Origin of the sequence: Nocardia sp. XZ_19_231, from assembly GCF_015355705.1 — a bacterium.
In the GTDB taxonomy this organism is placed as follows: Bacteria; Actinomycetota; Actinomycetes; order Mycobacteriales; family Mycobacteriaceae; genus Nocardia; species Nocardia salmonicida.
In genome coordinates this window covers 163091-181814 of sequence record NZ_JACUZI010000010.1, presented here as the reverse complement: position 1 = coordinate 181814, position 18724 = coordinate 163091, and the positions used below count along the sequence as shown (strand labels likewise).

Below are 18724 nucleotides of genomic sequence, written 5' to 3'. Positions count from 1 at the left end.
ATCTGGATCGCACGATGATCTTCTCCCGCAACGGCTTCGGTGGCGCCGAAGCCGTGGCGAAGGAGTGTGTCGAGTACTACGAGGGTGAACCACTCTCCTACATGACCACCACCGCCATCGCGGCCCTGCGCGAACTCGCGGGCATCGCCCCGGTGATCCCCACGACCACCCGCACGATCGAACAGTTCCAGCGCATCACGCTGCCCGGTGCTCCGTGGCGCTACGCCATCACCAGCAACGGCGGCAACATCCTCGTCGACGGCATCCCCGACCCCGCGTGGCGCATCGCCATCGACGACCAGGTCAACGCGTCCGGAGCCACCCTCGCCGATGTCGGCGCCGAATTACGCTCCCGCATAGACGATTCCTGGGTCACCAAATACCGCGAGGCCGACGAACTGTTCTGCTACCTGGTGGTCCGCCCCGATCAGGTGCCCACCGGCTTTCTCGCCGAATGGGATACCTGGTGCCGCGCCAACGGCTGGTCGGCGTCCCAGCAGGGGCGCAAGATCTACACGATGCCCGACGCCGTCTGCAAAAGTCTCGCCGTCGCCGAAGTCCGCAAGAGGCTCACCGAAGCAGGCGAATTAGCGAGCAGCGCAACCTTGTTCACCGCGGGCGACGGCGCACTCGACGCGGAGATGCTGAAGGCCGCCGACGCCGCCATCCGTCCGTGCCACGGCGAGCTGGAAGAACTGAACTTCACCGCCCCCAACCTCACGATCACCACCGCGGCGGGAATCCTGGCAGGCGAGGAAATCCTCGAGTGGTTCCACGCCGCGGCGCAGCGCGCCACCGTGCCGGTCGGCTGACCGGCGAGAACCCGGGCGCCGAGACGGCCCCCGGGTTCGAAGCGCTCAGTAGTGCTGCTGCTGACCAGCCAGCTGCTGGGCGATCACGCCTTGGATGCGCTGGAGACCACCGACGGTCACACCGCTCTGGAGCTGACCCTCGATCGTGCGGACCAGCGCGTTGTCGCTCATGATCTTCTCGGTCGACTGGATCAGGACGGTGCCCGCGCCGGTGAAGTCGAACTGACGTTCCTCGCCGGAGTTGGCGCCCATCCTGGCCGCACCCGCCGCGAGGAAGCTGCCGATCCACCCCTGGTCGTAGTGGTGACTGGGCGACGGGCAATCGGCCCACCCGACAAGGGATTCGGGGTCGACGCGCAGCGGCGGTTCGGCGAACATCACCGGCCCGTTCGACGACGCGAGGAACTTACCGGTACCGATCAGCGTGAGGAACCCGGGCACGATCGACTGCTTGAGGGCAAGTCCCGGCTCGAAGGCCAGCAGGTTCGCCCCGCGGATGGTGAGGTTACCTTCTTCGAGATCGTAGGAATTGATGTCGTAACCGCGGTCGCCGATGATCAGCTTCCCGTGGCCCTGCGCCACCACATAGTCGCCCGCGAACAGCGGTGCCGAGAACTGGCTGCTCACCATCTGCATCAGGCCGCCCTGCAACCCGTGGGTGAGCATCTGGAACTCGATCTGGCCGTAGTAGGCGATCATCGCGCCCTTGCGCATGAACCACGGGCCGGTCAGGTCGATGGAGTAGGCGTAGCTGTTGCCCGGAATGTTGTCGCTGGCACCGAGATTCATCGGCGAGTGGATTTCGCTCATCGGTTCACAACTTCTCTTCGGAGGCCTGCACGAACACCACACCCTGTCCGTGGCAATGCAATTGCATCGCCTCGCCGGCGCCGCGACCCACCGCGTCGCGCCAGCTCATCGCGGACTTCAATTCGGTCTGCACATTGCCGTACGCGGCGACGAACGCCTGCGGGTCGACAACGATCGGATTCGGCCCGCCCACTTGCAATTCCAGGAATCCGCCGTGCGCGAGCAGCACCGCCGAACCCTGTCCGCTGAGCTGGGTGGTGAACATGCCCGTGCCGGTCGCGACGCCCGCGGCAGCACCGCGCAGCGCGCCCATCAGACCGCCGCCGCCACCACCGCCGCCGCCCGAACTGGCCACGGACACCACGGAAGCCTGCAAACCGGCCGACTGCGCGAGCAGTCGCGAAGCCTCGGCGCGCAACACCGCACCCTGCTGCATCTGCACCACGTGCACCTCGAGCCCGGCGAATCCGTAGTGGACTTCGCCGTTGCCCTGCGCCAGCATGGTCCGCTCGTGCTCACCGGCCATCATCTGCCCGGCCATCCGCATCAAACCACCACCGCCCATGCCCTGACCGGCGCCGGGAATCTGATGCGGCGCGAACGCCACCTGACCCGTGTAGAACAGCATCGCGCCGGAGCGGGCGACGACGCCGCCCGCCTGTCCGACGTTTACCTTGACGACCTTGCTGTTGACCTTCTCGAACATCGCCTGCCCCTACCGTTCCGCCGGCTGGATCAGCACGACACCCTGGCCGTCGAACCGCAGCGAGAACGCCTCGCCCGCATCCTGACCGACCATGCTCCGCCAGGAGACGTCGGTGACGAACGACTGGTTGAGATTGCCGCGCGAGGCGACGAACGCGTCGGGATCCACGATCAGTGGATACTGCGGCGACACCTCCAGGTGGATCAGCGGCCCACCGGCCGACAGCAGCGCCACCTGACCCTGCCCGCTGACCGTGGTGGTGAACAGCCCGCTGCCCGCCGACATCCCGCCGACCCCGGCGAACCGCACATCGGTGCGCAGATTGCCCGCGAAGGCCAGCAGCTGCTGCGACTCCACCTGCAAAGTCTCGTTGTTCAGATTCACCACGGTGACGTTCTGACCGTTCACCGCGAGGAAAACGCGCCCGTTGCCGTTGCATTCCATCAGTGACAGTTTCTCGCCGGTGGCGCGGCGCTTGAGGCCGTTGAGCATGCCCTCGCCGCCGCCGAACCCGGCCGATTTGAACTGCACATTGCCTTCGTAGGCCACCATCGAGCCTGCGATCGCGCGGATACTCGTCCCCGCGAGCTGCGCCTCGATCACCTTCTTCGACTGTTCGAACAATTGCGCCATGACAGGCTCCGCTGTCCCCTCTGAATAGGCGGACAAACCGCCGTCGTCCGACTGCGTCGTCACCCTAACCGATCAGGCGAAACTCCGCCCGCGACGCCGAACATTGGGGTGGGCGGCGCAGAGCCCGGACGTGTGCGCCCGGTTTCTCGTAGAGTGGCAAGCGAGTTCCGTCGACACCCACCAACGACAAGCGAAGGGTCGAACTTGTCTGCAACACTCGCCAAGGGCCAGAACGGCCCGGTGGCCGTCAGTGACGTGGTGATCTCGCTCCAGGTCACCGCACCGGCCGACCTGTCCGCGCTGCTCGTGACCGAGCAGGGCAAGGTCCGCACCGACGCTGATTTCGTCTTCTACAACCAGCCGAGTGGACCGGGTGTCGATCTCCGGCCCGGACCGGCGGGTCAGCCTGCCTCACTTGCTGTTTCGCTGCCGTCGGTGCCCGCCGACATCGATCAGATCCGCGCGGTGATCACCCTCGACGACGCGAACAGCAACTTCGGCCGCTTCGCCCCGCCCACCGCCATCGTCTCCGACGCATCGGGCAACCAGCTGTTCAGCTACCAGATCGATGGTCTGAACGCCGAGTCGATCGTGATCGCGCTCGAGTTGTACCGCCGTCAGGGCAGCTGGAAGGTCCGCGCGGTCGGCCAGGGCTACGCGGGCGGTTTCGCGGCACTGGTCACCGATCACGGTGTGCAGGTCGATGATTCGCCCGCCCAGGCCGCCCCGCAGCAGGCCGCGCCCCCGCCGCCCCCGCCGCAGCAGGCCCCGCCCGCGTACCCGGCGCAATCCGCGCCCGGCTACCCGCAGCAGCCCGCGCCCGCCTACGCCCCGCCCGGTGGTGGCTACCCGCCCCCGCCCGGCCCGGCCCAGCAGCCCCCCGGTGGTGGTTACCCGCCGCCGCCCGGACAGGGCTACCCGCCGCCCGCGCAGGGGTCGCCGCAGCAGCCGCCCGGCGAGATCAGTCTGAGCAAGGATCGCCCGGTCAGCCTGCAGAAGGGCCAGCGGGTCACGCTGCGTAAGGAGGGCGGCGCCGCGCTGACCTTCGTGAAGATGGGCCTGGGTTGGGACCCGGTGCGCACGCGCGGAATGTTCGGCAACCGCACCGTCGACATCGACCTCGACGCCTCGGTCTGCCTGTTCGCCGACCAGAACCTCGTCGACGTGGCCTACTACGGCCAGCTGTCGTCGAAGGACGGTTCGGTGCGCCACCAGGGTGACAACCTCACCGGCGAGGGCGACGGCGACGACGAGATGATCCTCGTCGACCTGACCAGGATCCCGGCGCACATCACCACGCTGCTGTTCATCGTCACCTCGTACAAGGGCCACTCCTTCGAGCAGGTGCAGAACGCGTTCAGCCGCCTCATCGACGGCACCACCAACGGCGAACTGGCGCGCTACACCCTCACGGGCGGCATGCCGTTCACCGCGATGGCGATGGCGAAGGTGTACCGCGTCGGCGGTGACTGGAAGATGCAGGCGCTCGGCGAGGGCTTCAACGCCAAGCACCCCGGTGAGGCCGTGCCGCAGCTGGGCCGATTCCTCGGCGGCAACTGATTCAAGCGACAGAGCAGGGCAGACACCGTGATTCACCTGAAAGCGGGGCAGAACACTGCTCTGACCGCTGATTCCGTGCGCTTCACCGCGCAGACCACCGGCACCGTCGAACTCGGTGCGCTGGTGGTCGGCGAGGATCTGCGGGTTCGCGACGTGCACGATCACGTGTGCGCGTCGCGGCCCGCGGCACCCGGGGTGAGCTTCGCCGGGGCGGCGGTGGATCTGACGCTGTCGCAGCTCAGGTCCGATGCGCACGCGGTGCTGCTGTTCGTCACGGGTGGGCAGACGCTCGGTGCGGTGACCGCGTCGCTGTTCGAAAATGGCAGTCCTACTGCTGAATTCGTCATTGCCCCGACGGCGGGCGAGAGCGCGTTGATCTGCCTCGAGGTGTACCGACGCGGCGGTGGCTGGAAGTTGCGGGCGCTCGGTCAGGGTTACGCGGGCGGCTCGACACAGTTGCTTACCGCGCACGGCGTGACCGCGCCGGAGCCCGCACCCGCCCAGGCCTGGCAGCCGCAACCACTCGCGCCGCCGAGCGCTCCCACCGAGACGGTCGCGAGACCTGTTCCCGCGTCGGGTGTTCCACTCGAAGTCGACCACGGCCTGCAACGCATGTGGATGATCTTCGAAGACGCCGCCCGCTCGGCCGCCGCGCTGGTCTCGGCCCGCGACTACGCGACCAAACGCCTGGATCAGGAACTCTCCGAAGCAGTTTCGAACCCGGCAACCCGCAATACCCCCGCCGCCGACGCGGCCCGCGCGCAGGCACAACGTCGGCACGACGACCTGGTGGCCCTGGCCGACGCCGACCACCGTCGCGACAGCGACCAACTCGGCCACGAGATCGCCGAGGCCGACGCCGCCATGCCCGCCGCGCTGGCCTCATGGCTCGCTCCCGCATGGACCACCCGCGCCGCCCGCGCCGACGGCATCCGGCTCGGCGAGCTCTACGCGCTCGACCGCGGCGGCCTGCGCGTGCCGTATTGCGTTCCGGTGCCGCTGAATCGGCCGCTGTGGGTCGACACCGAATCCACCGCCGCGGCCTCGCGCGTGGTCGGCGCCCTGGTGGCCCGCCTCGTGGCCGCGATCCCCGACAAGCCGACCAAGGTCGACCTGATCGACCTCACCGGCGGCCTGCGCACCCTCGCCGCCCCCCTCGCGCCACTGCTCGCAGGCCCGGTGATCACCGACCACGGCGACATCTCCGCCCGCCTCGCCGAACTCGCCCACGCGGCCGAACTCGCCGACATCGCTTACAACAGTGGACAAGCCGTACCTCCCACCGAGCACCGCATCCTCGTCGCCGCCGACTTCCCCCACGGCTACCAGGGCAGCGACGTAGTGCGCCTGGGTCAACTGATGGTGCGCGGCGACCTGATCGGCCTGTCCCTGGTCATCGTCGGCAGCGGCAGCGGCGAATTCGGCGACGGCCCAGTAGATCTCCTAGCTCAGTCGTGCAGGCACCTCCCCACAATGCCCGGCACGCCCCTGTTCGATCCATGGACCGGCAACGCCTGGGAACTCGACCTCGACATGCTCCCCGCCGAACCCGAACTCCAGGCCCGCTACCTGCGGATGTAGCGCGGGAGTGTTCGTCGGGCCTGCTCCGGTCAGTTCAGAATCGACACCGGTCGCGAGCTGACCGTGGGCTGCCGGGGGCGCAGGAATTCCGGGAGCCAGGGGAGTAGCGGGTCGAGGGCGCGGTCGAGGACGCCGCCGGCGGGGTCGTCGACGAAATCGCGGCGGACCACGTCGTGCTGTGGGCGCAGGATCTCGTAGACGATCAGCGCGCACAAACCGAGGACTGCCAGGTCGCGCAGGACGACGGTGCCGGTGAACCACTGTTCGGGCAGGCCCTTGTTGTCCTCGCCGAGGTAGTAGTACATGCGTGGCACCCAGACCAGCGCGTCGATCGTCATCCAGGCCAGCAGGATTCGGCGATGTGGCAACGCGAGGACCGCCAGCGGCACCAGCCACAGCGAGTACTGCGGGCTCCACACCTTGTTCGTGAGCAGGAAGGCCGCGACGACGAGGAAGCACAGCTGGGTCAGGCGGGGGCGCCGTGGCGCGGTGAGCGCCAGGTAGGCGATGCCCGCGCAGGCGGCAACGAAGGCCAGCAGCGAGACCGTGTTCAGGATCGTCGGCGGCTCGCCGTGTCCGATCTGCCCGTCGAAGCCCGTCCAGCCGGTGAACGAGGTGATCACGTTGTAGATCGAATCGGGGTCGGCGTGACGAGTGGTGTTGAGGCGGAAGAACTCTCGCCAACCTTCTGGATACAGCGCCGCGATCGGCAGATTCACCGCGGCCCAGGTGCCCGCCGCGGCGAATACGGTGAGGGTGGCCGCGCCGAGCGGGCGCAATGCGAAAAGATGTGTCCGCGCTGGTGTTTCACGCAACCAAGTGCGGGCGGTCTCGAGACTGTAGACATCGCGCAACCTCAGCCCGGCCTGCGCGGCGGGCTGACGCCGCATCGGATCGATCCGCATGCACAGCACCACGATCGGTCCCAGGAGCAACAGCGGATACAACTTCGCCGCCCCACCGAGTCCGAGCAGGATGCCCGCGAGCACCGGCTTACGCCGCGCCCACGCCAACAGCCCGGTAGCCGCGAAAGCCGTTGCCAGCGCATCGAAATTCGTGAACATATGCACGATCACCAACGGCGACACCGCGATCAACGCGGCATCCCACACCCGCCGCCCGGCTAATCGCGACGAGGCCCAGACCGTGATCAGCCAGCCGACCGAAAGGCCGAGTGCGACAACGTTGAAATACACCACCACCGACATCGCGCCGGGTAGCGGTAGGTGGTCCCAGACATTGCCGATCTGCATCGCCGCGTACTGGTACAGGCCCGAAAGCACCGGATACTCCATGTATCTGGTCTCGGTGCCACCGTCGGGCGTCGATTCGGTCCAGGATTTCTTGTACGGGAACGCGCCCTCGTTGAGCCGTTCGGCACCGTAGAGCGGCACCGTGTCGGAGTAGCACATGGCCACGTACTGGCGACCGTTGTTCCAGTCCAGCATCAGACCGCCGTCGCCGTCGCCGGTCTGCTGGATGCAGCCTGCCTTGGCGGTCCAGCCCAGCGCCAGGAAGATCACCGTGAAGGCGAACATCACCCGCAGCGGGGTCCAGAACCGCACCCGCCCGATCAGCGCGTGATCGCCGACCGGGCCGCCGATCACGGTGGAGAGCTGCGCGGTGAGTGAGTCGTTGCGGCTGGGCCGGTCCCGCGCATCGATCGAGCGCAGGTCGGGTGCCAGCCGCGCGGGCGCCACGTAACCCGCCCCGCGGCCCAGCCGGGTACCACTCGACGCAGGCTGGTCCGCGAGTTGCTGATCGGTCACGACATCCGAGGCTACCGGTGGCTACCGGGATCGGGTCGGCGTGGTTCCCGCGCCGCTGCTCTCGTTGTCGTTACCCGTGGTGCCGTTGCTCGGTCGGGACGCCCCGCCGTTGCCGTTTCCTGGCGTCGCGGGCGAGCCCTCGGGTCCGGCCGTCGGCTGACCGGGCAGCGGGCCCGGACCGGTCTCAACAGGGGTCTGCTGTGATTGCGGCACGGCGGGCTGCTGCACCCCGGGCACCGGAATCCGGATGCCGGGCAGGATCTCGACCTGCGAGGGCACGATCACCGGCGGCACGATCGCGGGCACGGTAGTGGACGGCGCGGTGTAGGGCGCCGACCATTCCGGCACACCGGCCTGGCCCTTGATCGGGGCGGGCTTGGGGAACGACTCGTTCGACGTACCCGACAGCGCGCCGTCCATCGTCGCCTTCCAGATGTCGGAAGGCAGACCGGAACCGTAGATGCTGCCGCCGCCGTAGTTCTTGAGCGGGTCGCCCTGCTCGGTGCCCACCCACACCGCGGTCGACAGCGACGGGGTGTAACCGACCATCCAGGCGTCGCGGTTGTTGCCGGTGTCGCCGAGCTGGTGGGTACCGGTCTTGGCCGCGGACTCGCGGCCACCGGCCAGGTTGTGGTTACGCGAGTACGCCGCGATCGGCTTCATCGCCGCGGTGACGTTGTCGGCCACGGCCGCGCTCACCCGCTGCTCACCGGCGGGCTCGCCGCGATCGAGCAGCACCTGTCCGTCGGCGGTCACGACCTTCTGCACGAAGTGCGGTGCGTGGTAGACGCCCGACGCCGCCAGGGTGGCGTAGGCCGAGGCCATGTCGAGCGGGCGCGACTGGTACTGGCCGAGCACGATGCCGTTGTTGGGGCCGACGCCGCCGGGCTCGGTCAGCGTCTCGCCGACGCCGGGCAGTTCGGTGGCGATACCGAGCTTGTGGCCCATATCGGCGATCTTCTGCGGACCGTTCTGCATGTCCAGCTGCATGCGGTAGAAGCTGGTGTTCAGCGAACGCTTGAGCGCCTCGGCGATGGTGCACATGCCGCAGCCCTCGCCCTCGACATTGCCGATCTGGATGCCGTTGACGGTGATCGGCGAGCTGTCGTAGAGCTGCGAGAGCGGAACGCCCTGTTCGAGATTGGCGGCAAGGCCGATCGCCTTGAACGAGGAGCCCGTCGGCAGACCGGCATTGGCGAAGTCGAAGCCCTGACCGTCGTTGCCGCCGTAGTAGGCGCGGACCGCGCCGGTGCGCGGGTCGACCGAGACCACGGCGGTGCGCAGGTTCTCCGGCTCGCCTTCGAGCTTGCCCTGCGCGGCCTTGATCGCGGCGTCCTGCGCCTTCTGGTCGATCGTGGTGGTGATCTGCAGACCCTCGGTGTTCAGCTGCTGCTCACTGATGCCCGCGGACGAGAGCTCCTTGAGCACCTGGTTCTTCACCAGGCCCTCCGGACCACCGTCGTTGTTCTTGTCGCCCAGCGACTCCAGCGTGACGACCTGCGGGTACTGCATCCCCTGACGCTCCGTCGCGGGCAGGTTGTTCTCCGCGACCATGCCGTCGAGCACGTAGTTCCAGCGCGTCCTCGCGCCCTCGGGGTTCTTCTCCGGGTCCAGCATCGAGGGCAGCTGGATCGTCGCGGCCAGGACCGCGCCCTCGGCCACGGTCAGCTCCTGCACCGGCTTGCCGAAGTAGGCCTTGGACGCGGCATCGATGCCGTACGCGCCACGACCGAAATAGATCGTGTTCAGGTAGGCGGCGAGGATGTCTTCCTTACTCCACTGCCGCGCCATCTTGGCCGAGATCACCAGTTCGTGCATCTTGCGCGTCATCGACCGCTCGTCACCGACCAGCGCGTTCTTCACGTACTGCTGGGTGATCGTGGAACCACCACCGGCGCTTTCCTTGCCGAGGATGTTGTCGCGGGCGGCGCGGGCGAAGCCCGAGACCGAGAAGCCGGGGTTGGTGTAGAAGTCACGGTCCTCGGCGGCGATCACGGCATTGCGCACGTGCGGCGGGATCTGATCGATCGAGACCTCGGTGCGGTTGCCCTGCGGCGGGACCACCTTGCTGATCTCGGTGGTGCCGTCGCTGGCGAAGATCGTCGCTACCTGGTTGGTCTCCAGATCGCCCGGCTTCGGCACCGAAACCGTCGTGTAGGCGACCAGGAACACCGCGCTCGGCACGACGATGGCCAGTGCCATCAGGACGTAGAGCGTCCGGCGAACGATTACCCACGGTGATTTCTTCAGCGCACCATCACTACCCGAGCCGTCGTCGCCCCCGCTGCCGTCGCGGCGGTTGCGCGGACCGGTCGGCGGCGGCGTACCGCCCACACCCGCGGCGCGACGTTCACCGGTGGTCGGGCCATACGCGGTGGCGCGACGTTCACCGGAGGTGGGGCCACCGGGGCGCTGGCCCGCTCCGGCACGTGCGGCCGCGGCCGCACCGCCTGCGCGGGCGGGCCGGGCCAGATCGTCGTTCGCGCCGCGCACGGTCCGGGGCTGACCCGGACGCACAGTCGACTCGTCGGGGCCGCCGGGACGCGGCAGCTTCTGTGTGGAGCCGGCAGCGGGCGTCACGGGACGACCCGGCTGCGCGGGCCGACCCTGCGGCGGCCTGCCCTGACCGGGCGCGCCTGGCGGAATCGGACCACCCTGCGGTCCACCCGGACGCTGCGGAGGCGGACCCGGCCGACGCGGCGGCATCCCGCCGGGCGGCGGACCCTGCTGACGATTCGGCGGCGGACCCTGCGGACCACGTCCACCGGGCACCGGACCACCCTGCGGGCGCCCGCCCTGCGCGGGACCACCGGGCGCGCCCTGCGGGCGCGGTCCGGCGGGCGGCATCGGCCGACGCGGCGGAGGACCGCCGGGGCGATCACCCGACTGTGGGGGGAGACCGGGTTGCGCATCGCGAGCCGGACGACCGCCGCGCGGATCATCGCCGTGGGGGGAGGAGTCGTAGGGCGAACTCACTGACCAGATCTCCATAACTTGTAAGGTTCGGACACACAGCATCCGCGCCGGAGTACCGGCGCGGAGAGGGTGCACCCCGAACAGCGGCGCATCACGCGGTGGCCACCATTACTTGTACGGGCTGCCCGTTACCGGTCAGCCCTGTCGCTCGACAAGCCATCATTCGGCAGCAGAGCGCCGGGCTCGCGAACTCGTCCGTCGCCTGGCAGGCGCGGGAGCCGTGCCGAGCACGTACGACTGCACCAGATGGTTCCAGCTGCACGAGCGACATACCTCGACGACATGCACCGAGAATTCTTCGTTCGACTCGGCCATCCGAATCAGTTCCTCGGGCGTCCGCGCCGACCCGGCCGCTTGGCCGAGCCCATCGCCGAACACCCACGAAACCAACGTCAGCTGCTCTTTTCGACAGATCGGACAGGTCGCCTCGCTGCCCCGGCCATGGAACTTCGCGGCCCTGAGCAGATAAGGATTGGCATCGCACACCTCGGCGACACCGACCCGCCCCGCGTAGACATCGGCCAGCAGGGACCTGCGCCGAAGCGCATAGTCCACCACCTGCCGCTGAATTCGCACGATCACCAGAGTAGCGGGAGTCGGATTCGCGTGCCCACGGCATCGTTTGATCCGACCTCCCCGACTAAACTCCCGATACCGGGGTTCATCCGGATGTTTTCGCAGGTGAGGTGACCCACGGCCATGGCTGATTCCGGGCAGCGACAGGCCGCCGTCGATTCGGTGCTGCGCGCACGTGACATCGATCGCGCACAGGTGTCGACCGTGCTTGACGCGGCATACGCCGAGGGCCAACTCGGCGCGCAGGAGTATCACGACCGCGTCGCGTCGGCGAACAGCGCGCGCACGGTCGGTGAGCTCGCCCGCCTGACCGCCGACCTGCAATCACCTGCGGTTTTCGGTGAAGATGCCCCCGCCGAACGCCCCCGCCGCCGCGCCCCCGACCAGTATCCGGCCCACACCAGAGCCAGGTCGACCGATCGCGCGACGACCATCGACGCCCTCGACACGGCCCACGCCGACGGCCAACTGGATTCCGACGAACACGCCGCAATGGTCGAATTGGCCGCAGAAGCGCGAACATTGGGCGATTTGTCCATCTTGGTGGCCGAACTCCAGCAGCGCCCGGCCACGCCGACCAAGCCTCGCGCCCGTCGCGACCGCACCCGCACGGTCGTCATCGCGCTCGCGGTGGTCACCGCGATAGCCGGATTCGCCGTCACTGTTCGCGATCGTGCCGAGGCCCGTCCGGTGACCGCCTTCGACACCGCCGCCCCCCTGGTCATCCCGACCCCCGCCCCGACCACCATCGCGGGATTCCTGCATATCCGCGCTCTGCTCGAGGCGAAGTTCGGCAACGCCGTGGTCGATCAGATCTCCTTCCACCCCGACAGCGCCGACCTGCGTCGCGAAGCCGCCGGCCAACGCGGGTTCTCGGCCGACTACCAGTACCGCGGCGGCATAGAGCCCAAGTCGGCGGTGATCACCGCTCGCAAGCGCGACACCGTCGCGATCGACCTCGGCCAGGTGAACACCGACGCCCTCGGCTCGGCGCTGGCGAACGCGGTGACCGAATTGCGCGTCCCCGACGGCAAGATCCAGCACTTCTCGATCGACGCCGACAGCTCGACCAAGCAACCGACCATCAGCATCTACGTGGGCAACGAGCGCTCCCAGTCCGGGTGGTCGACGATGACGCTGTCGGGCGAACTGATCCGCGCCCACCCCTACGAAGAGAAGTAGCCGCGGCGATGTCGAAGAAACCAGCTCCATTGCGCGCCCGTGACAGCGACCGCGCCGACGTCTGCGCCGTGATCGACGCGGCACTCGCCGACGGCCAACTCACTGCGAGCGAACACGTCGCGCGCTCCGACAAAGCCATGCGCGCCGAAACGTTCGCCGTCCTCGACCGCCTGATCGATGATCTGCAAACCACCGACGACTTCGCCGCCACGCCCATCGCCCGCGGCGTCGACGGCACGGCACGTCGCTGGTGGATTCCGGTGGCCGCGATCCTCGCCGCGGGTGTCGTCGGCCTCGCGACCGGCTTGCTCGGCCGCACGATCCTCGACGCGTCCGAACCGCTGCCCGACCTCACCACCGCCGACGGCCTCGCTTACTTCATCGCCGAATACCGCGCCGAGTTCGGCACCGCCGCCATCGACGAAGTCACCTTGCACCCCGGCCACGTCTCGGTCTCGCGCGCCGGCGCTCCCGGGAGCAGGGACAGCTACACCTTCCGCGGCGATTTCGACGCAGGCAACTCCCCTCGTGCGCGCCCCGTCGATGCCCCCACCCTCGACCTCGCCACCCTCGACCTGGCTCGCTATGCCCGGATCATCGCAGGTGCCCCGCAGACGATCCGCCTCCCCGACGGCCGGATCTCCCACGTACTCATCAACTTCCGCGCGAGTACGACGAAGGACGCGGTGCCCGAGATCACCATCTACGTCCATAACGAGCGCAACCAGTCCGGGCACCTCAAAATCGCCCTCGACGGCGAACCTCTCTCGGTCCATCCCTACAGGCCCTGACTCCGACTTATCCCTGACGTGCGTCGATGACGCATGCGTCACATTCAACTATGTGTAGATGTATCGGTCCGATATAGTTGGAACTCGCATCCACGGTTAGGTCCGTTCGGCCTGTCAGGTCGACATAGTCAGGGAGTGAGGTCGGCAGTGCTCGAATTGGCGATTCTCGGCCTGCTCCTCGACGCGCCCATGCACGGTTACGAGCTGCGCAAGCGGTTGACGGGCCTGCTCGGAGCGTTCCGGGCCTTCTCCTACGGTTCGCTCTACCCGACGCTGCGCAGGATGCAGGCCGACGGGTTGATCGCCGAGGAGCTTCCGGACGGCGCGCTCGCGCGTCGTGCGCGCCGCGTCTACCGGCTCACACCGGTCGGCCGGGAACGGTTCTCCGAACTCCTTGCCGACACCGGTCCGCAGAACTACACCGATGACGGCTTCGGCGTCCACCTAGCCTTTTTCAGCCGCACTCCCGCCGAGGCGAGAATGCGGATCCTGGAGGGCAGGCGTCGTCAGGTCGAGGAGCGCCGAGAGGGGCTGCGGGAAGCGATCAAGAAGGCCAGCGGGTCATTGGATCGCTATACCAAGCAGCTCCACCAGCTCGGATTGGAATCAAGCGAGCGCGAAGTGCGCTGGCTCAACGAGTTGATTGCGGCGGAGCAATCGACGAAGGCGGCACCACAGAAAGAGGGAAAGAGCGGCCATGAGTGATGTCAACAAGGTTGGATCCGGCGAAGTTCGCGTCGCGATCGTCGGTGTGGGCAACTGCGCATCGTCGCTGGTACAGGGCGTGCAGTACTACCAGGATGCCGACGAGAACGCGGTCGTTCCCGGCCTCATGCACGTCAAGTTCGGTACGTATCACGTACGCGACGTGAAGTTCGTGGCCGCGTTCGATGTCGACGCCAAGAAGGTCGGCTTCGACCTGGCCGAGGCCATCTTCGCCAGCGAGAACAACACCATCAAGATCTCCGATGTGCCGCCGACCGATGTGACGGTCCTGCGTGGCCCGACCCTCGACGGTATCGGCAAGTACTACGCCGAGACCATCGAGCAGTCAGAGGCCCCCGCGGTCGATGTGGTCAAGGCGCTGAAGGATGCCAAGGTCGACGTGCTGGTCTCGTACCTGCCCGTCGGTTCCGAAGAGGCCGACAAGTTCTACGCGCAGTGCGCGATCGACGCGAACGTCGCCTTCGTCAACGCGCTGCCGGTCTTCATCGCCTCCGACCCGGTCTGGGCGCAGAAGTTCGTCGACGCCGGTGTGCCGATCGTCGGCGACGACATCAAGTCGCAGGTCGGCGCGACCATCACCCACCGCGTGATGGCCAAGCTGTTCGAAGACCGCGGCGTGGTGCTCGACCGCACCTACCAGCTCAATGTCGGCGGCAACATGGACTTCAAGAACATGCTCGAGCGTGAGCGTCTGGAGTCGAAGAAGGTCTCCAAGACCCAGGCCGTCACGTCGAACCTCACCGGTGCGCTCGCGGGCAAGGTCCACGACCGCAACGTCCACATCGGTCCCTCGGACTACGTGGAGTGGCTCGACGACCGCAAGTGGGCCTACGTGCGCCTCGAGGGTCGTGCGTTCGGCGATGCTCCGCTGAACCTGGAGTACAAGCTCGAGGTGTGGGACTCGCCGAACTCGGCGGGCATCATCATCGACGCTGTCCGCGCGGCGAAGATCGCCAAGGACCGCGGCATCGGCGGACCCGTCATCCCGGCCTCGGCCTACCTGATGAAGTCCCCGCCGGTGCAGATCGCCGACGATGTCGCGCGCACTCAGCTCGAGGCGTTCATCATCGGTGCCGATTAATCACTGAACGAAAAGAGCCGGTGCGCACGAACCTCGTGCACACCGGCTCTTCTTGTCTCAGTCCAGGGAGACGTACACCTCGACCGAGGTCGGACCGGTGTAGCGCTCCAACTCCGCCGTGTGCGAGCGGGTGATGGTGCCCGCGTTCTCGGCTTTGATCACCTGTGCCCACGCGGTGCGCAGCAGATCGTAGGGCTTGTCCGAGACCACGAACTTGGCGTAGCGGCCCGCGGGAATGCGGGTGAGCACGTCACCTTCGTCGATGTCGTCCAGCCCGGCCACCTCGTAGCCGAGCACGGCCACCGCGTGATCGTTCTGGCCGATATAGGCAGCCGCGCGGGGAACCGTCTTCTCCCGCGACAGATACCGATCCCAGGTGAAATTCACCAGATCAAGATCGCGTGCGGTCACCTCACGGCCGGCCAACGGCACGGTGAGACCCGCGACAAAGCCGTCGTCGAGGGTGACGATTTCGAAATCCACGGCCATCAGCTGTCCTTCTCCTCGGTCAGCGAAACGAAGATCTCGACCGTGCGCTCGTCGGGATACTGCTCGCAATCGCCGGTATAGGCGCGCACGAATTCGCCCGCGGCCTCCGCGTCCCACACCTGGCGCCACAGCCCGACGATGGTGTCGCCGAGGTTGTCGCCACTGGCCACGAATCGCGCGTAGCGCCCCGCCGGAATCCGGCCGAGCACGTCGCCTGCTTGCAGGTCGGCGAGGGTTTTGCACTCGTAGCCGACGAGGTGAGTCAGGTAGGAGTTGATCTCCGGCGCGAAATCGACATAGCCCGTCGCGACCGGCCCCGGTAACGTTCTCGCCCGCAGGTTCGCCCACGCCTCGACCACCTTGGCGCGGCGCGGCCCCTCGACGGCGAGCGCCGGGCTGCGAAGCACCGTGCCCGCGATCAGCGTCTCGGGACGGTCAACGACATTGAAATCCACCTGCGTAGCCCCTATGTCTAGTGTCGTCGCATGTCGGTACCGACCGCACATCCTCCCGTATCGGTCCGACAGGTTCCGCGCCGGGATCATTCGACCCCTGGTCGGGCGGTTCGCGCTCTGGGCAACGATGTTGCCATGCCGTCAGGGTCGTCGGGTCCGGGTGCGCCAACTCGTGATCTAGCGCGGCCCTTCGCCACCGAGCCCGGGGAACAATTCACCCGGCGTCGACGGGTTCGGCGCGGGCGGAATGACGATCAACGGTGGCGGCGCGGGGCGCGGTGAGTTCGTCGGCGGACCGAAGATGTCGAAGCCGCCGCCCGGCGTCGGCGCCACACCGGTACCCGGGGTCGGCACCAGCGGCGGATTGGACAGCGGTGGCACCTCGAACTGTTCGACCGGTGTTCCGGCCAGCGCCGTGTCCATCGTCTGCTTCCAGATGTCGGCGGGCAGCCCCGAACCCCAGACGGCCCCACCGCGTCCCGTGCGCAACGGCTGCGGGTGCTCGGTGCCCACCCACACCGCGGTGGACAGGGAGGGCGTGTACCCGACCATCCACGCGTCCTTGTTGTCCTTGCTCTCGCCGAGCTGGGTGGTTCCCGTCTTGCTCGCCGATTGCCTGCCGCCCGCGAGCCCGTGGCCGTTGGAGTAGTTGGCGATCGGCATCATCGCCGACGTGGTGGCATCGGCGATGGCGGCGGTGATGCGCTGCTCGGGTTCTGAATGTCTCTTGCCCGTCACGGTTTCCCAGCTGCGGTCGAGCAACACCCGCCCGTCCCCGGTGCTCACCTTCTGCACGAAGTACGGCTGGTGATAGACCCCAGACGCGGCCAGCGTCGCGTACGCCGACGCCATGTCGATGGGGCGAACCAGATACTGCCCGAGCACGATGCCGTTGAGCGGATAACCGTCCGGCTCCGTGAGGCTCACGCCGTCGACGCCGGGAATGTATTCGGGGATGCCGGCCAGGTGCGCGGCCTCGGCGATCGAGCGCGGGCCGTCGGCCATCGTCATGGTGAGCCGGTAGAAGCTGGTGTTGAGCGAGCGTTTGAGGGCCTCGGCGAGCGAGCACCGCCCGCACGAGTCACCCTCGACGTTGGTGATCTCGGTTCCTCGGTCGGTGATCGGCGAGCTTTCTATCGCCCGCGATATCGGAATGCCCTGGCGTTGGGCGGCGACGAGGGCGAAAACCTTGAACGCGGAGCCTGTCTGGAGCGGCGCCTGCGCGAAATCGAACCCGGTCCCGTCCTCGCCGCCGTAGTAGGCGCGTACCGCCCCGCTGCGCGGATCGATCGACACCACCGCCGAGCGCAGTTCCGGCGGCTGCCACGACAACCGCTCACGCACCGAATCGGCCGCGCCCGCCTGCGCCGCGGCATCGATGGTGGTGGTGATCTGCAGTGCGCCCGTATTGATGTCGGCGTCGTCGAGACCGGCGGCACGCAGTTCGCGCAGTACCTGGGTGCGGATATGCCCTTCCGGTCCGAGCGCGACGGCTTCGGCGGGCACATCGTCGAGCGGGATGATCGCCGGGAACTCCGTCGCGTCGCGGTCGCCGGGCGCGAGTGCGGTCATCTCGACCATCCCGTTGAGCACGTACTGCCAGCGCGCCCGCAACTGATCGAGATGGTTCTCCGGATCCAGCACCGAGGGTGAGCGGATCACCGCCGCGAGCACCGCGCCCTCGGCGAGGGTCAACTCCGGCACCGGCTTGTCGAAATAGGCCTTCGACGCGGCCGCGATCCCGTACGCCCCGCGCCCGAAGTAGATGGTGTTGAGATAGGCGGACAGGATCTCGTCCTTGCTCCACTGCCGTGCCATCTTGGCCGCGATGATCAGCTCGCGCATCTTGCGGGTGACGGTGCGTTCGGAGCTGAGGAAGGCGTTCTTCACGTACTGCTGGGTGATCGTCGAGCCGCCGCCCGCGTTGTCCTGTCCGCTCGCATTGTCGCGAGCGGCACGCAGGAAGCCACTGGTCGAGTACCCGGCGTTGGTATAGAAGGTGCGATCCTCGGCCGCCAGCACGGCGTCACGCACCGGATACGGCACATCGGTGAGCGGGATGGGAATCCGATTGCCCTGTGGCGGAATGAATTTCGTCAGCACCGTGGTGCCGTCGGCGGCCAGCACGGTGGCGGGCTGCTCGACCGCGACCTCGGCCGGTTCGGGGATCTCCGAACTCCAATACACCGCGACCAACAGCAGCGCGGGCACACACACGAAGATCACGAACAACGCGAACAGCAGCCGCCGGATGCGTTGACCCCTGGTGCGCGGCCTACGTTCCGAAGGCTGGTCGTCGGTGCCGAGGCGGGTGGCTTGTTCCCGTCGTGCGCGACCCTTGTCGGGGGGCCCGTCGGTGGCGGCCAGTCGTGCCGCCTGTGCCCGTCGCGCCGCACCCTTGCTCGGCTTCTGGTCTTTCGCCAGCGGATCGCGGAACCCGGCTATCGAGGTATACGGCACGTCATCGTCGGAACGCCCGCGCCGGCGCTGGGAGGCCACACCATCTCCTTTCGGAGCGAGGGAGAAGAACTCACCTGCACCGACGTCGATATCGGTGCAGGTGACTCTACCCGGCGG

At 67.8% G+C, this 18724-nt stretch carries 16 protein-coding genes; 7 read left to right on the top strand and 9 right to left on the bottom strand.

Annotated elements, in window-relative coordinates:
* Positions 1–14 precede the first annotated feature (14 nt).
* Positions 15–812: an HAD family hydrolase gene (locus tag IBJ82_RS30940; protein WP_228537938.1), complete on the top strand. Its 798-nt coding sequence runs from the start codon at positions 15–17 to the stop codon at positions 810–812.
* 45 nt (positions 813–857) lie between these two features.
* Here IBJ82_RS30940 and IBJ82_RS30935 read toward each other — a convergent pair whose 3' ends face one another.
* The 3 genes from IBJ82_RS30935 to IBJ82_RS30925 are packed head-to-tail and all read right to left on the bottom strand — an operon-like array spanning position 858 to position 2961.
* Positions 858–1622 carry an AIM24 family protein gene (locus tag IBJ82_RS30935; RefSeq protein ID WP_194829511.1) on the bottom strand — a complete coding sequence of 255 codons (765 nt, stop codon included), beginning with the start codon at positions 1620–1622 and terminating at the stop codon, positions 858–860.
* Positions 1623–1626: 4 nt separating this feature from the next.
* Positions 1627–2328: an AIM24 family protein gene (locus IBJ82_RS30930; RefSeq protein ID WP_194829510.1), complete on the bottom strand. Its 702-nt coding sequence runs from the start codon at positions 2326–2328 to the stop codon at positions 1627–1629.
* Positions 2329–2337: 9 nt separating this feature from the next.
* Positions 2338–2961: an AIM24 family protein gene (locus IBJ82_RS30925; protein ID WP_194829509.1), complete on the bottom strand. Its 624-nt coding sequence runs from the start codon at positions 2959–2961 to the stop codon at positions 2338–2340.
* Positions 2962–3165: 204 nt separating this feature from the next.
* Between IBJ82_RS30925 and IBJ82_RS30920 the strand changes: the two genes are divergently transcribed.
* Complete coding sequence (locus IBJ82_RS30920; protein WP_194829508.1) at positions 3166–4521, top strand: TerD family protein; 1356 nt, start codon at positions 3166–3168, stop codon at positions 4519–4521.
* Positions 4522–4548: 27 nt separating this feature from the next.
* The gene (locus IBJ82_RS30915) at positions 4549–6102 is read left to right on the top strand and encodes a TerD family protein (protein WP_194829507.1); all 1554 of its coding nucleotides are present in this window, start codon (positions 4549–4551) and stop codon (positions 6100–6102) included.
* 29 nt (positions 6103–6131) lie between these two features.
* On the opposite strand, the gene IBJ82_RS30910 is transcribed toward IBJ82_RS30915, so the two are convergent.
* The 3 genes from IBJ82_RS30910 to IBJ82_RS30900 form a co-directional block, all read right to left on the bottom strand.
* Positions 6132–7823, bottom strand: a complete 1692-nt coding sequence (locus IBJ82_RS30910) for a glycosyltransferase family 87 protein (protein ID WP_228537936.1) — start codon at positions 7821–7823, stop codon at positions 6132–6134.
* Between the two features lie 69 nt (positions 7824–7892).
* Positions 7893–10073, bottom strand: coding sequence for a transglycosylase domain-containing protein (locus IBJ82_RS30905; protein WP_370585557.1), 2181 nt, complete (start codon positions 10071–10073; stop codon positions 7893–7895).
* 933 nt (positions 10074–11006) lie between these two features.
* Positions 11007–11423: a DUF5318 domain-containing protein gene (locus tag IBJ82_RS30900; protein ID WP_170112103.1), complete on the bottom strand. Its 417-nt coding sequence runs from the start codon at positions 11421–11423 to the stop codon at positions 11007–11009.
* Positions 11424–11546: 123 nt separating this feature from the next.
* Here IBJ82_RS30900 and IBJ82_RS30895 point away from each other — a divergent pair, with 123 nt between their 5' ends.
* The 4 genes from IBJ82_RS30895 to IBJ82_RS30880 all read left to right on the top strand — a co-directional run bounded on the left by IBJ82_RS30895 (position 11547) and on the right by IBJ82_RS30880 (position 15203).
* Positions 11547–12605 carry a DUF1707 domain-containing protein gene (locus IBJ82_RS30895; protein ID WP_194829505.1) on the top strand — a complete coding sequence of 353 codons (1059 nt, stop codon included), beginning with the start codon at positions 11547–11549 and terminating at the stop codon, positions 12603–12605.
* An 8-nt stretch (positions 12606–12613) separates the two neighbouring features.
* The gene (locus tag IBJ82_RS30890; protein WP_194829504.1) at positions 12614–13396 is read left to right on the top strand and encodes a DUF1707 domain-containing protein; all 783 of its coding nucleotides are present in this window, start codon (positions 12614–12616) and stop codon (positions 13394–13396) included.
* Between the two features lie 147 nt (positions 13397–13543).
* Positions 13544–14101: a PadR family transcriptional regulator gene (locus IBJ82_RS30885; protein ID WP_056823890.1), complete on the top strand. Its 558-nt coding sequence runs from the start codon at positions 13544–13546 to the stop codon at positions 14099–14101.
* Positions 14094–15203: an inositol-3-phosphate synthase gene (locus IBJ82_RS30880; RefSeq protein WP_194829503.1), complete on the top strand. Its 1110-nt coding sequence runs from the start codon at positions 14094–14096 to the stop codon at positions 15201–15203. Before IBJ82_RS30885 ends, IBJ82_RS30880 begins: the two co-directional genes overlap by 8 nt.
* 57 nt (positions 15204–15260) lie before the next feature.
* Here IBJ82_RS30880 and IBJ82_RS30875 read toward each other — a convergent pair whose 3' ends face one another.
* The 3 genes from IBJ82_RS30875 to IBJ82_RS30865 all read right to left on the bottom strand — a co-directional run bounded on the left by IBJ82_RS30875 (position 15261) and on the right by IBJ82_RS30865 (position 18646).
* Positions 15261–15692, bottom strand: a complete 432-nt coding sequence (locus tag IBJ82_RS30875) for a GyrI-like domain-containing protein (protein WP_228537906.1) — start codon at positions 15690–15692, stop codon at positions 15261–15263.
* The gene (locus tag IBJ82_RS30870; RefSeq protein ID WP_194829502.1) at positions 15692–16147 is read right to left on the bottom strand and encodes a GyrI-like domain-containing protein; all 456 of its coding nucleotides are present in this window, start codon (positions 16145–16147) and stop codon (positions 15692–15694) included. The genes IBJ82_RS30875 and IBJ82_RS30870 overlap by 1 nt, the downstream gene beginning before the upstream one ends.
* A 177-nt stretch (positions 16148–16324) precedes the next feature.
* A complete protein-coding gene (locus IBJ82_RS30865) occupies positions 16325–18646 on the bottom strand; it encodes a transglycosylase domain-containing protein (RefSeq protein ID WP_370585555.1) in 2322 nt (773 codons plus the stop codon).
* Between the last annotated feature and the right edge of the window lie 78 nt (positions 18647–18724).

Coding starts and splice junctions, on each gene's coding strand:
- IBJ82_RS30940 (WP_228537938.1), top strand. CDS start 15: ATGATCTTCTCCCGCAACGGCTTCGGTGGCGCCGAAGCCGTGGCGAAG.
- IBJ82_RS30935 (WP_194829511.1), bottom strand. CDS start 1,622: ATGAGCGAAATCCACTCGCCGATGAATCTCGGTGCCAGCGACAACATT.
- IBJ82_RS30930 (WP_194829510.1), bottom strand. CDS start 2,328: ATGTTCGAGAAGGTCAACAGCAAGGTCGTCAAGGTAAACGTCGGACAG.
- IBJ82_RS30925 (WP_194829509.1), bottom strand. CDS start 2,961: ATGGCGCAATTGTTCGAACAGTCGAAGAAGGTGATCGAGGCGCAGCTC.
- IBJ82_RS30905 (WP_370585557.1), bottom strand. CDS start 10,073: ATGGCACTGGCCATCGTCGTGCCGAGCGCGGTGTTCCTGGTCGCCTAC.
- IBJ82_RS30895 (WP_194829505.1), top strand. CDS start 11,547: ATGGCTGATTCCGGGCAGCGACAGGCCGCCGTCGATTCGGTGCTGCGC.
- IBJ82_RS30890 (WP_194829504.1), top strand. CDS start 12,614: ATGTCGAAGAAACCAGCTCCATTGCGCGCCCGTGACAGCGACCGCGCC.
- IBJ82_RS30880 (WP_194829503.1), top strand. CDS start 14,094: ATGAGTGATGTCAACAAGGTTGGATCCGGCGAAGTTCGCGTCGCGATC.
- IBJ82_RS30875 (WP_228537906.1), bottom strand. CDS start 15,692: ATGGCCGTGGATTTCGAAATCGTCACCCTCGACGACGGCTTTGTCGCG.